Origin of the sequence: Frondihabitans sp. PAMC 28766 (genome assembly GCF_001577365.1) — a bacterium.
GTDB lineage: Bacteria > Actinomycetota > Actinomycetes > Actinomycetales > Microbacteriaceae > Frondihabitans.
Genome location: NZ_CP014513.1, coordinates 1,373,272 through 1,385,514 on the forward strand (window position 1 = coordinate 1,373,272; position 12,243 = coordinate 1,385,514).

Annotated in this window: 11 protein-coding genes and 1 pseudogene; 4 read left to right on the forward strand and 8 right to left on the reverse strand. The window is 68.3% G+C overall.

Annotated elements, in window-relative coordinates; translation table 11 throughout:
* Positions 1-16: 16 nt before the first annotated feature.
* From pstA to AX769_RS06770, 7 genes and pseudogenes are all read right to left on the reverse strand, one after another.
* On the reverse strand, positions 17-1,102 hold the full coding sequence (gene pstA, locus AX769_RS06740; RefSeq protein ID WP_066277386.1) for a phosphate ABC transporter permease PstA: 1,086 nt from the start codon (positions 1,100-1,102) through the stop codon (positions 17-19).
* Positions 1,102-2,064 (reverse strand): phosphate ABC transporter permease subunit PstC, encoded by a 963-nt coding sequence (gene pstC / locus AX769_RS06745; protein ID WP_066277388.1) that lies wholly within the window; start codon positions 2,062-2,064, stop codon positions 1,102-1,104. The genes pstA and pstC overlap by 1 nt, the downstream gene beginning before the upstream one ends.
* Before the next feature lie 180 nt (positions 2,065-2,244).
* Complete coding sequence (locus AX769_RS06750) at positions 2,245-3,354, reverse strand: phosphate ABC transporter substrate-binding protein PstS (protein ID WP_066277391.1); 1,110 nt, start codon at positions 3,352-3,354, stop codon at positions 2,245-2,247.
* Positions 3,355-3,537: 183 nt separating this feature from the next.
* Entirely contained in the window at positions 3,538-4,497 is a 960-nt protein-coding gene (locus tag AX769_RS06755; protein WP_239451961.1) for an NUDIX domain-containing protein, read from the reverse strand.
* Positions 4,494-6,667: pseudogene (locus tag AX769_RS06760) on the reverse strand (RNA degradosome polyphosphate kinase). Before AX769_RS06760 ends, AX769_RS06755 begins: the two are co-directional and overlap by 4 nt.
* A gap of 75 nt (positions 6,668-6,742) precedes the next feature.
* Positions 6,743-7,591: a mycothiol synthase gene (gene mshD, locus AX769_RS06765; RefSeq protein WP_066277393.1), complete on the reverse strand. Its 849-nt coding sequence runs from the start codon at positions 7,589-7,591 to the stop codon at positions 6,743-6,745.
* A 10-nt stretch (positions 7,592-7,601) separates the two neighbouring features.
* Complete coding sequence (locus tag AX769_RS06770; protein ID WP_066277396.1) at positions 7,602-8,291, reverse strand: winged helix-turn-helix domain-containing protein; 690 nt, start codon at positions 8,289-8,291, stop codon at positions 7,602-7,604.
* A 93-nt stretch (positions 8,292-8,384) separates the two neighbouring features.
* On the opposite strand from AX769_RS06770, the gene AX769_RS06775 reads away from it, so the two are divergent.
* From AX769_RS06775 to AX769_RS06785, 3 genes are all read left to right on the forward strand, one after another.
* Positions 8,385-8,666: a hypothetical protein gene (locus AX769_RS06775; protein ID WP_157887492.1), complete on the forward strand. Its 282-nt coding sequence runs from the start codon at positions 8,385-8,387 to the stop codon at positions 8,664-8,666.
* Positions 8,667-8,825: 159 nt separating this feature from the next.
* Complete coding sequence (locus AX769_RS06780; RefSeq protein WP_066277401.1) at positions 8,826-9,431, forward strand: FABP family protein; 606 nt, start codon at positions 8,826-8,828, stop codon at positions 9,429-9,431.
* The gene (locus AX769_RS06785) at positions 9,421-10,566 is read left to right on the forward strand and encodes a folate-binding protein YgfZ (protein WP_066277403.1); all 1,146 of its coding nucleotides are present in this window, start codon (positions 9,421-9,423) and stop codon (positions 10,564-10,566) included. Before AX769_RS06780 ends, AX769_RS06785 begins: the two co-directional genes overlap by 11 nt.
* Before the next feature lie 95 nt (positions 10,567-10,661).
* Here AX769_RS06785 and AX769_RS06790 read toward each other — a convergent pair whose 3' ends face one another.
* Positions 10,662-11,450 (reverse strand): methylase, encoded by a 789-nt coding sequence (locus tag AX769_RS06790; RefSeq protein WP_066277406.1) that lies wholly within the window; start codon positions 11,448-11,450, stop codon positions 10,662-10,664.
* A gap of 41 nt (positions 11,451-11,491) precedes the next feature.
* On the opposite strand from AX769_RS06790, the gene AX769_RS06795 reads away from it, so the two are divergent.
* Positions 11,492-12,235, forward strand: coding sequence for a phosphoglyceromutase (locus tag AX769_RS06795; RefSeq protein ID WP_066277408.1), 744 nt, complete (start codon positions 11,492-11,494; stop codon positions 12,233-12,235).
* The last annotated feature ends 8 nt before the right edge of the window (positions 12,236-12,243 follow it).

Genomic DNA, 12,243 nt, shown 5'->3' on the forward strand with positions numbered 1-12,243 from the left:
CTAGAAGAATGCGGGGCTAGCGGAGCTTGGGCGAGAAGAGGCGGCCGACGAGCCGCGCGATCAGGTTGAGCGCCATGACGATCAGGATCAGGACGAGAGCACCCGTCCACGCGCGCTCGAGGTACGGCGTCGCGATGGGGCCCTGGTTCGCGTACTGCGTGTACACGAACACCGGCAGCGTCATCATCCGGTCGCTGAAGAGGTTGTAGTTCATGTCGGTCGTGAAGCCCGTGGTGAGCAAGAGCGGCGCGGTCTCGCCGATGACGCGTGAGATGGCCAGCATGACGCCGGTGGTGAGGCCGGCGATCGAGGTCGGCAGGATGATCTTCAGGATGGTCAGCCATTTCGGCACGCCGAGGGCGTAGCTCGCCTCGCGCAGCTCGTTCGGCACGATCTTCAGGATCTCTTCGCTCGACCGCACGACGACCGGGATCATCAGCACGCTCAGCGCGATCGAGCCGACGACGCCGGCGCGGATGGCCGGCCCGGCGAAGAGGGCGAACAGCGAGTAGGCGAAGAGGCCGGCGACGATCGACGGGATGCCCGTCATGACGTCGACGAAGAACGTGATGGCGCGGGCGAGTCGACCGCGCCCGTACTCGACGAGGTAGACACTCGTCAGGATGCCGATGGGCACGCTGATCAGCGTCGCGAACGCGGTGATCTCGAGGGTTCCGACGATCGCGTGCAGGGCACCGCCGCCGACGCTGATGACGTTGCGCATCGAGTACGTGAAGTACATGACGTCGAAGCGGGCGACACCGCGCGAGATCACCGTGTAGATCAGCGAGACGAGCGGCAGCAACACGACGATGAAGGCGCTCATCACGAGCGAGGTGACGAGGCGGTCCTTCGCCTTGCGCCCGCCCTCGACCACCATCGAGATCACGACGATGAGCACGTCGAAGAGGATGGTGCCGAAGAAGAGCGCCCCGACGATGTTGAAGTCCTTGGTCGATCCCGAGGCCTTCAGCAGCAGGAAGACGACGGTGAAGATGGCCCAGCTGATGACCAGGAGGCCCCAGGGCGCGGCTTTCGGCAGCTTGCCGGCGGTGAGGGTGTTCGAGCGGGTGGCGCTGGAGGGGCGGACGGCGACCGACATCAGTTGGCTCCCGAGAAGGCCTTGCGGCGGTTGACGACGAAGCGGGCGAGCATGTTGATCACCAGCGTGATGACGAACAGGATCAGTCCGGACGCGATGAGGGTGTTGAGCCCGACGCCCTGCGCCTCATTGAACTGCAGGGCGATGTTCGCCGCGATCGTGTTGGGGTTCGTGCTGGTGAGCAGGAAGACGTTGATGACGGTGGCCGGCGACAGCACGATGGCGATGGCCAGGGTCTCACCGAGCGCGCGGCCGAGGCCGAGCATGATGGCCGAGACGATGCCCGAGCGAGCGAACGGAAGGACGGCCATCCGGATCATCTCCCAGCGCGTCGCCCCGAGGGCCAGCGCGGCCTCCTCGTGGAGGCGCGGCGCCTGGAGGAAGATCTCGCGCATGACGGCGGTCATGATCGGGATGCACATCACGGCGAGCACGATGGCCGCGGTGAGGATGGTCTTGCCGGTGCCCGAGACGGGGCCGGCGAACAGCGGGAACCAGCCGGCGTGCGTGACGAGCGTGTTGTAGAAGGGCTGCACGAAGGGGGCGAGCACGAGCACGCCCCAGAGGCCGAAGACGACACTGGGCACGGCGGCCAGCAGGTCGATGATGTAGCCGAGCACCTGGCTGATGCGGCGGGGTGCGTAGTGCGAGATGAACAGCGCGATGCCGAGCGAGAACGGCGTCGCCATGATCAGGGCCAGGATCGCCGCCCAGATCGTTCCGAAGACGAGCGGGCCCACGTAGACCCAGAAGTTCTTCGACGCGTCGGGCAGGGTGCCGGGCTTGGCGGTGAAGGCCGGGATGCTCTGCACGATGAGGAACAGCGCGACGAGCACCAGGACCAGGAGGATCAGCGACCCCGAGATCAGTGTCGCGAGAGAGAAGACCCGGTCGCCGATGCGAACCGTGGCCTTGGGGCGACTGCTGCGCGTCGGGGCGGGGCGTTCCGCGGATGCGGTCATGAAGTGGATTCCTGATCTGGCCGGGGGGCCGCATGACAGTTCGGGTGGCGGTGCTGGTCGAGCGGTGTTGCGGTGCTGGTCGAGCGGTGTTGCGGTGTGGCGGTGGTGCGGGCCGAACGAGTGAGCCAGACCGGGCCCGGGTCGCAAGCATGCGCGACCCGGGTCGGTCTGGCCGGGTTGCTACTTGATGCTGGCGGCGGCCTTCTGGGCGTCGGTCGACAGCGTGCCCGAGAGCGGCGCGGAGCCGGCCTGGGCGGCGGCGGCCTTCTGAGCGGCCGGGCTGGTCACGTACTCGGCGTACGCCTTGACCTCTTTGCCGACCGTCGAGCTCTTGTAGGTCTGGCAGGTGATGAGGTACGAGACGAGCACGATCGGCCAGTCGCCCTTGGCGGTGAGGCTGCGGTCGATGTTCACGGCGATGTCGTTCTTGGTTCGACCCGACACGAGCGGCGACTTGGTGACGACGGCGGCAGCACCGGTGGCGCTGATCGTGGTGGCCTTGTCACCGAACTTGACCTTGGCGAGCGACAGCGAGCCGGCGCCCGACTTGTCGATGTAGGCGATGCTGTTGGTCGAGTTCTGCACGGCCGAGGCGACACCCGAGGTGCCCTTGGCGGCGTCGCCGACGGTGTAGGGGAAGGTCTGCGAAGCGGGCTTCGTCCACACTTTGGGCGCCTGGCTGGCCAGGTACTCGGTGAAGTTCTCGGTGGTGCCCGAGTCGTCCGAGCGGTGCACGACGGTGATCGCGGCCGACGGCAGCGAGACGCCCGAGTTGAGGGCCTTGATCGCCGGGTCGTTCCAGGTCTTGATCGAGCCCGAGAAGATGCCCGCGATGGTCGAGGCGTCGAGGGTCAGGTCTTTCACGCCGCTGATGTTGTAGGCCAGCGAGATCGGCGAGATGTAGACGGGGATGTCGATGCCCTTGGTGCCGGTGGCGCAGGCGGCGAACGAGCCGGAGAGGTCTGCGGTGGCGAGGGCGGCGTCGGAGCCGGCGAAGTTCGCGGCGCCCGAGGCGAAGCTGGTGCGACCGGCACCCGAACCCTGCGGGTCGTAGTTGACCGTGGCGTTCGGGTTGGCGGTCTGGAAGCCGGCGGCCCACGTGGTCTCGGCGACGCCCTGAGCGGACGAGCCGATGCCGTTGATGGTGCCCGAGACGGGGGCGCTCGACGAGCCGGAGCCGGACGTGGCGCTGGCGGCCGGCGTCGAGGACTCGTTGGCGGCGCACGAGCTGAGGGCGAGGACGCCCACAACGGCGATGGCGGCGATGCTGCCGATTCGCTTCTTGTTCACAGAGTTTCCTTTACGGGAAGTAGAAGTCGTGATGCTGGACTGGGCCGGTGCTGACCCGCGAGCGAGGCTACGTCCGTGCGTTAACGACGTTCGCCTGTATCGGTGAACGGAAGGTGAACGGCCGGGTAACACCCGCCGGGGATCCTGGATGCCGACCCCGGCGCGTGCATCCGACGAATCGGTCTACTGGGCGGGGCCGTGGGTCTCGACGGCGACGAGCGTCTGATCGCTGGTCGAGATGTGCAGCACGGTGTAATCGGCGGTGCCGAGCGACGAGTAGCGCCGCAGGTCGAGGCGGTGACCGCCGCGTGTCTGAGCCGATACCTGCCGGATGATTTCGGGTAGCACCGGGCCGTGGCTGCAGAGCACGGCGTTGACGCCCTTCTTGAGGCGCTTCTTCACGACGCCCGCGACGGCATCCGTGCCGGTCTCGAAGGCATCCTGCGAGATGTCGTCCGACTGCTTGACACCCACGTGCAGGCGACCGGAGAGCGGTTCGACGGTGGCCTGGCAGCGGGCGGCGGTGCTGGCGATGATCTTGCTCGGCGACCACGCGGCGATGCCGGGTGCGATGGCCTTCGCCTGCTTCCGGCCGGCAGGATGCAGAGGCCGGGTCGCGTCGACCCCCGACCACTCGCTCGGTGAGAGAGCCTTGGCGTGCCGCAGGGCCACTATCGCGAACGTGCGGAGGTGGTCGGTCGAGACGCGGTCGGCGAACCGGTCGAGCACCTCCGCGTCGCGCTCGTAGGTGAGCTGAGTGCGCGCTTTTGCGATCGCCACCCACTCGATCTGCTGGACCTCGTCGTTGGGGCGGAACGAACCGGCTTCGGCATACGACTCGTCGTCGACTTCGGCCGCCCAGTAGTGCACGACCTTGTCTCGGCCACCCGGCAGGAGGTATTCGGCGGTGCCGAGAGGAGCCCCGAGCGTCACCCGGTAACCGGTCTCTTCGCGGATCTCGCGCACGGCGGTCTCGGGCGTCGCCTCGCCCTCGTCGACCTTGCCCTTGGGCAGTGAGACGTCGTGGTGATGCTCGCGATGGATGAGGAGCACCCGGATCTTGTCGTCGACGACACGCCAGCAGACCGCGCCGGCGGCGACGACCGTCGTGGCCGTGGTCGTGGAGGCTCGAGCGATGCTCACCGCGTCGAGCGCCTTCTTCTGCTGATCTGCCTCATGAGTCCATCTTGCATGTCGTTGAGCGGCTCGCCGTCCTGGTTGCGCGAATGGCGCTCCCACCCCTCGTCCGGTGTGAGGTGCCAGGAGGACGTCTCGGGCGACATCGCGAGGTCGAAGAGCGACTCGATCTCGACGAGGTGGTCGGGCTGGACGAGACGGACCAGCACCTCGACCCGGCGGTCGAGGTTGCGGTGCATCATGTCGGCCGAGCCGATGTAGACCTGAGGGTCGTCGTCGTTGACGAACGAGAAGAGTCGCGAGTGCTCGAGGTAGCGGCCGAGGATCGAGCGCACCCGGATGTTCTCGCTGAGACCCGGGATGCCGGCCTTGAGCGAACAGATGCCGCGCACCCAGATGTCGACCGGCACGCCGGCGTTGCTCGCGTGGTAGAGCGCGTCGATGACTTCTTCGTCGACCATCGAGTTGATCTTGATACGGATGCCCGAGGGCTTGCCCGCGCGGGCGTTTTCGGCCTCGACGGCGATCCGCTTGACCAGGCCTTTGCGGAGGTGCAGCGGTGCGACGAGCAGGCGCTTGAACTTCTTCTCGATGGCATAGCCCGAGAGCTCGTTGAACAGGCGCGTGACGTCTTTGCCGACCTGGTCGTCGGCGGTGAAGAGCCCCATGTCTTCGTAGATGCGGCTCGTCTTCGGGTTGTAGTTGCCCGTGCCGATGTGCGTGTAGTGACGCAGCCGCCCGCCCTTCTCCTGGCGGATGACCAGCGCGAGCTTGCAGTGCGTCTTCAGCCCGACGAGGCCGTAGACCACGTGCACGCCGGCCTTCTCGAGCTTGCGGGCCCAGGTGATGTTGTTCTGCTCGTCGAAGCGCGCCTTGATCTCGACGAGGGCGAGCACCTGCTTGCCGGCCTCGGCCGCGTCGATCAGCGCCTCGATGATGGGGCTGTCGCCCGACGTGCGGTAGAGCGTCTGCTTGATGGCGAGCACGTTGGGGTCGGTGGCGGCCTGCTCGAGGAAGGCCTGGACGCTGGTCGCGAACGACTCGTAGGGATGGTGCACGAGCACGTCGCGACGCGAGATGCTCGCGAAGATGTCGGGCTTCATGTTGGGCTCGGTCGGCAGCAGCTGCACGGCCGTCGTCGGCAGGTGCTTGGCGTAGTGCAGCTCGGGTTGGTGATCTTGGCCACCTCGAACAGGCCGGCGAGGTCGAGCGGCGCCGGGAGGCGATAGACCTCCTGGTCGGTGATGTCGAGCTCGCGCACGAGCAGCTCGAGCGTCACGGCGTCCATGTCTTCGGTGATCTCGAGGCGGATGGGCGGGCCGAATCGACGGCGCAGCAATTCTTTCTCGAGGGCCTGGATCAGGTTTTCGGATTCGTCTTCGTCGATCTCGACGTCTTCGTTGCGCGTGACGCGGAAGACGTGGTGCTCGTTGACCTCCATGCCGGGAAAGAGGTCTTGCAGATGGTTCGCAATGAGGTCTTCGAGCGGGATGAAGCGGAGGCGACCGCTCTTGTCGTCGGGCAGCTGCACGAAGCGGGGCAGCACCTGCGGCACCTTGAGGCGCGCGAACTCTTCTTTCTCGGTCTTGGGGTTGCGCACGCGAACGGCCAGGTTGAGCGAGAGACCGGAGATGTAGGGGAACGGGTGCGCCGGGTCGACCGCGAGCGGCATGAGCACGGGGAAGATCTGCGTCGAGAAGACGTCGTGCATCGTCTCGCGATCGGCCTCGGCCAGGTCGGACCACATCTCGATGTGGATACCCGCGGTGTCGAGGTCGGGTTTGACGTCCTCGGCGAAGGCGCGAGCGTGGCGCAGCTGCAGCTCGTACGCCTTGGCGTTGATCGCGGCGAGCACGTCTTTCGGCGCGGTGCCGATGTTGGTCGGCACGGCCAGCCCGGTGGCGATGCGGCGCTTGAGGCCCGCGACGCGCACCATGAAGAACTCGTCGAGGTTGGACGCGAAGATGGCGAGGAAGTTCACCCGCTCGAGCAGCGGTGTGGCCGGGTCTTCGGCGAGCTCGAGCACGCGCTGGTTGAACGCGAGCCAACTGATCTCACGATCCAGATAACGGTCGGTCGGCAGCGACCCGTCGTCGTCGAACGCGACGATGTCGTCGAAGTCGTCCATCAGGTCGTTCGAGACGGCGGCACCGTCGACGTAAGGTTCGCTGTCCATTGCTCAATCCTGCCACCTGGGCACGTCGCCAGGGTCTGCGGGAGGTGAACTGTTGATAACTCGCCAGGGACGGGGTCAGCGCGAGAGGGTGTACTGCACGTCGACGGCGTAGTCGGTGAAGCCCCGCGCGGCATAGAGGCGCAACGCCGCGGTGTTGTCGCCCTCGACGTAGAGCGACGCCGTGGCCACGCCCCGAGAGCGAAGCCGCGCGAGCCCGGCGTCGACCGCGGCCCCGCCGAGGTGCTGCCCCTGGCGCTCGGGCGACACGGCGACCGCGTAGAACTCGCCCGGCTCGCCGGTCGCGGGCGAATCCTGATCGGCGAAGCCGCGGGCATCCGGCTCGACCTTCAACCAGCAGAACGCGACGAGCTCGTCGCCCTGCCACAGCATCAGCAGGTCGTCGGCGTCGAACCAGGCGTCGGCCTTCCGGTCGTCGAGGTCTCCCTGCGTCATGGAGCCCTGCTCGGGGTGCGTGGCGAAGGCGCGCGCGTTCAGGTCGAGCCACACGGCGTCGTCCAGGCCGGGGCGGAACGAGGCCGTGACGGTGCCTGCGGGCAGACGGGGAGCCGTGGCATCCTGCGGCACCGAGGCCCGCTGCTGCAGGAGGCGACGGGTCGCCCCGAACCCGAACTCGTCGGCGAGGCGCCGCGCACCCGGGTGGTCGCCGTGTGCCCAGACGGCGAGCGGCCCCTCGGTCGTCTCGACGACGGTGCGCAGCAGGCCGGTGCCGAGGCCGTGCCGGCGAGCCGCGGGATCGACCACGAGTTCGGCTTCGCCGGGTCGCAGGATCGCCGCCGCCCTGGCATCCCCGAGGACGGTCGCGTCGCCGCGCCGCGCCTCGACCAGCGCCTGGTCGGAGAACGGGGGAGCCCCGTCGGCGGCCTGGGCCGTCGATGCGAGAGAGGAGAGGAGCGCGAAGTCCATGCCGGGAGGGCTAGGAGGACAGGACCGGCACGTCACGCGTGTCGTCGTCGTAGACGTTGAAGCGGTAGCCGACGTTGCGCACGGTGCCGATCAGCGACTCGAGGTCGCCCAGTTTGGCGCGGAGGCGCCGCACGTGCACGTCGACCGTGCGGGTGCCGCCGAAGTAGTCGTAGCCCCACACCTCGCTGAGCAGCTGCTCGCGGGTGAAGACGCGCGACGGGTGCGTCGCGAAGAAGCGGAGCAGCTCGAACTCTTTGAAGGTGAGATCGAGCGGGCGGCCGTGCACCTTGGCCGAATAGCTGGCCTCGTCGATGACCACGCCGGAGGCCTGGATCTTCGAGCCCGACTGCGTCTGCGCGAGACGACCGGTGACGAGGCGGATGCGCGCGTCGACCTCGGCGGGCCCGGCCGACTCGAGGATCACGTCGTCGACGCCCCACTCGGAGTTGACCGCGGTGAGACCGCCTTCGGTCAGCACGAGCACGATGGGCACCGTGACGCCCGTGGTGCGCAGGATCTTGCACAGCGACTTCGCGCTCGACAGGTCGCCCCGAGCGTCGACGAAGATCAGATCGCTGGAGGGGGCGTTCACCAGATGCGACGGCTCGGCGGGGATCTGGCGCGTACGGTGGCTCAAGAGGGCCAGTGCCGGCAGCACATCGGGCGTCGGTGCAGAGGTGAGGACCAAGAGCTGCGCCACACGACCTCCAGTAGATACGGACTGCCGAGAGTCTAATCGAGCCCGGCATGCCCCCGGACAACCCTAGTGGCCAGGATGCGAGAGGATGGAACCGTGCACGCAACCACTCGCAGCGCCCGCCTCCGTCTCGCCACGACCATCCCCGTCTGGGTCGTCGCGATCATCGGTGCGATCGTGGTCGGCCTGACGGCCTCCGGAGACGGCTTCCTCACCTGGCTGCCGCTCGTGCTCGGCGCGACCATCATCCTGACTTTCTGCCTCCAGCTGGCCACTCGCGAGAAGGACGGGCTCGTCGATCGAGCCATGCTGAGCCTCGCCGGCAGCTTCGTCGTGCTCGCGATCGCGACCGGCATCCTGGCGCTTGTCTCGATCTGAAGCGATATCGCTCGCGTCGCGGGTAGTCTTGGGCCATGGATTCGCTGCTTCCTCTCGAGATGTTCTACATCGGCCTGCTCATTCTGGCGTCGCTCTGCATCGTCTTCGTCGCCGTCACGGTCGTCGTGCGACTGTTCAAGGGCCAGCGCTGACCGAATCGTGATCGAGATCCCTGTCGACCTCCCCGCCGAGCTCGTGCCGCTGTCGTGGCTCATCGGCGTCTGGGAGGGCACCGGTGTAGTCGACTACAAGACCGGCGAAGGCGACGAGACCCGCCGCACGCACGAGTTCGGGCAGCGCGTCAGCTTCAGTCATGACGGCCTGCCGTTCTTGAACTACTCCTCCTATTCGTGGCTGCTCGACGAAGAGCACACCCCTCTCGTCAGCGAGACGGGCTACTGGCGCCTCGACCGCCCCGCCGAAGAGGGCGACCGTGGGCCGGCGATGCTGCCGGGCGTGGGCATCCAGCCGTTCACGACCCCCCGGGCCGTCGAAATCCTGCGCACCCCCGACGACGGCTTCGACATCGAGGTCGCGCTCGTGCACCCCACCGGCGTCAACGAGCTCTATCTCGGCCGAGTCAAAGGGCCGCGCATCGATCTCGCGACCGACGCCGTCGTCAGATCGAGCAACGCGAAAGAATACTCGGCGGCGACGCGCATGTACGGCCTCGTCGAGAACCACCTGCTGTGGGCCTGGGATGTCGCCGCCCTCGGCAACGAGCTGCGAACGCACGCGTCGGGGCGGCTCGCGCATGTCGACTGAGACGTCTCCTGCCGGCGCAGAGGCCCGCACCCCGTTCGCATCGCGCGCGGGCTTCGTCGCCGACGAGGCCACCGGCACGGCCGCGCACTACGGCAACCCGCTCGTCGAGCAGCGCCGGTTGATCGGTGGTACGGCCCTCGTCGAGATGGGTGCTCGCGGCGTCCTCACGGTCACCGGGCCCGACCGACTGTCGTGGCTCGACTCGCTGACGAGCCAGAGCCTCAAGGGGCTGCAACACGGCGAATCGACCGAGACGCTGCTGCTCGATCCTGCCGGCCGCCTCGAGCACGCCGCGGGAGTTTTCGACGACGGCGTCACGACGTGGCTGCTCGTCGAGCACGCCGAAGCCCTGGCCTTCACGACGTGGCTCGACCGCATGCGCTTCATGCTGCGCGTCGAGGTCGCCGATCGCAGCGCCGACTTCGCCGTGATCGGCGCGTTCGCCGACCTCGGGCTTCCTGCCGCCTCACCTGCTGGTGTGCCGCTCGTCTGGGTCGACCCCTGGCACGAGATCGCGATCGGGGGAGTGGGCTACGCCGCCGAGGCGGGCCATCCGGCCGGCGAGTGGACGTATCGCGAGACGTTGGTGGCGCGCGACGACCTGCCCGCGCTCGCCGCCTCCGACGTGCCCGCCGCCGGCCTGCTGGCCTTCGAGGCGCTGCGCATCGCCGCGTGGCGACCTCGCCTCACCGCCGAGGTCGACGAGCGCTCCATCCCGCACGAGCTCGACTGGCTGCGCAGCGCCGTGCACCTCGACAAGGGCTGCTATCGAGGGCAAGAGACCGTGGCGAAGGTGCACAACCTCGGCCACCCGCCGCGTCGCCTGGTGATGCTGCACCTCGACGGCTCCGACAACGTGCTGCCCGCGCCCGGCTCGCTCGTGGTGCTGCCTCCGGCCGCACTGTCCGACGACTCGCCTCGCGAGGTCGGTCACGTCACCTCCAGCGCCGTCCACTTCGAGCTGGGCCCCGTCGCGCTGGCCGTGGTCAAGCGCTCGACCGACACTGCCGCACCCCTGTCGGTCGTCGCCGGCGACACCGTCGTGGCCGCCGCGCAGCAGACCATCGTGCCGCCCGAGGCCGGCGCCGCAGCCGGCGTGCCCCGCCTCCCGCGCCTCGGCGCCACCCGCCGCTGACCCCCTCCCCCCGTTTTACCTATAGGTAAGCCGTTCGCGCACAGAAATTTCTGGCCGCAAACGCCCTACCTATAGGTAAAACGGAGGGGGAGAGGTCAGAGGGGAGCGACGGCCGACCAGGGCACGGTGACCTCGCCGAGGCGCCAGCGCGAGCGGCCGTTCAGCACGGGCCAGCCGGCGGCGCGCATCCCCTCGACCGTGCCGACCCAGCGCTGCACGGGCGAGTAGACCGCGAGCCCGGCGTTGTAGGCCCACTGCCGGTCGAGATCCTGCAAGAACGAGTGCACCCGCTCGCCCTCGACGTTGCGGTGGATCAGCGCCTTCGGCAGGCGCTCGGCGATGATCGTCGGTGACTCGAGCGACCCGAGGTGCAGCGACGCCGTGAAGGTCTGCGGCCCCTCGCTCGTCACGTCGACCCAGCTCGCCACGCGGCCCACCTCGTTGCAGGTGCCCTCGATCAGGATGCCGTCGGTCGCCAGGCGCGACGTCATCAGGTCCCACGCGTGCGCGACCTGGTCTTCGTCGTATTGCCGCAGCACGTTGAAGGCCCGGATGATCGCAGGATGCCGGCCCCTCGCCTCGTCCGTCGGCGAGAGCGGCACCTCGAACCCGCCCAGCCGGAAGGAGACTCCCGGCCGCGCCTCCAGCTGCGCCACTCGCACTCGCTCGGGCTCGATCTCGATGCCCACCACCTCGACGTCGGGGCGCACCTTCGCCAGTCGCTGGTGCAGCTCGAGCGGCGTCGTCGCGCTCGCGCCGTAGCCGAGGTCGACGACCAGCGGGTCGGCCGCGCGGCGGAAGGCCGGAAGCGCGGCGATCCAGCGGTCGACGCGGCGGAGGCGGTTGGTGCCGGTGGTGCCGCGCGTCACTTGGCCGATAGGCATGGGCCAAGTCTAGGAAACCCGTCGGCGATAGGATTCGAGGCATGACTTCGACCCTCATCCTCCTTCGGCACGGCAACAGCGACTGGAACCAGAAGAACCTCTTCACCGGGTGGGTCGACGTCCGCCTCAGCGAGCAGGGCGTCGCCGAGGCGAAGCGCGCCGGCGAGTTGCTGTCGTCGTCGGGTCTCAAGGCCGACATCCTCTACACGTCGCTCCTCACCCGCGCGATTCAGACCGCCAACCTCGCCCTCGAGGTCGCCGACCGCCTGTGGATCCCGGTCAAGCGATCGTGGCGTCTCAACGAGCGTCACTACGGTGCGCTGCAGGGCAAGGACAAGGCGCAGACGCTCGAGCAGTACGGCCCCGAGCAGTTCCAGACCTGGCGCCGCTCGTTCGACGTGCCGCCGCCGCCTCTCGACGACGATTCCGAGTTCTCGCAGGCGCACGACGAGCGCTACGCCGACCTCGGCGCCGACGCCCCGCGCACCGAGTCGCTCAAGCTCGTCATCGAGCGCATGCTGCCCTACTGGGAGAGCGACATCACCGTCGACCTCGCGGCCGGCAAGACCGTGCTCGTCACGGCCCACGGCAACTCGCTGCGTGCCCTGGTCAAGCACCTCGACGGCATCAGCGACGACGACATCGCCGAGCTCAACATTCCCACGGGCATCCCGCTCGTCTACGAGCTCGACGACGACTTCCGCCCCACGAAGCCGGGCGCCTACCTCGACCCCGAGGCTGCCGCCGCTGGTGCCGCCGCGGTCGCTGCGCAGGGCAAGAAGTAGCCTCGCCC

Excerpts from the sequence above, each read along its gene's own strand:
- AX769_RS06790 (WP_066277406.1), bottom strand. The coding sequence starts at position 11,450 with ATGCCTATCGGCCAAGTGACGCGCGGCACCACCGGCACCAACCGCCTC.
- pstC (WP_066277388.1), bottom strand. The coding sequence starts at position 2,064 with ATGACCGCATCCGCGGAACGCCCCGCCCCGACGCGCAGCAGTCGCCCC.
- mshD (WP_066277393.1), bottom strand. The coding sequence starts at position 7,591 with ATGGACTTCGCGCTCCTCTCCTCTCTCGCATCGACGGCCCAGGCCGCC.
- pstA (WP_066277386.1), bottom strand. The coding sequence starts at position 1,102 with ATGTCGGTCGCCGTCCGCCCCTCCAGCGCCACCCGCTCGAACACCCTC.
- AX769_RS06795 (WP_066277408.1), top strand. The coding sequence starts at position 11,492 with ATGACTTCGACCCTCATCCTCCTTCGGCACGGCAACAGCGACTGGAAC.
- AX769_RS06785 (WP_066277403.1), top strand. The coding sequence starts at position 9,421 with ATGTCGACTGAGACGTCTCCTGCCGGCGCAGAGGCCCGCACCCCGTTC.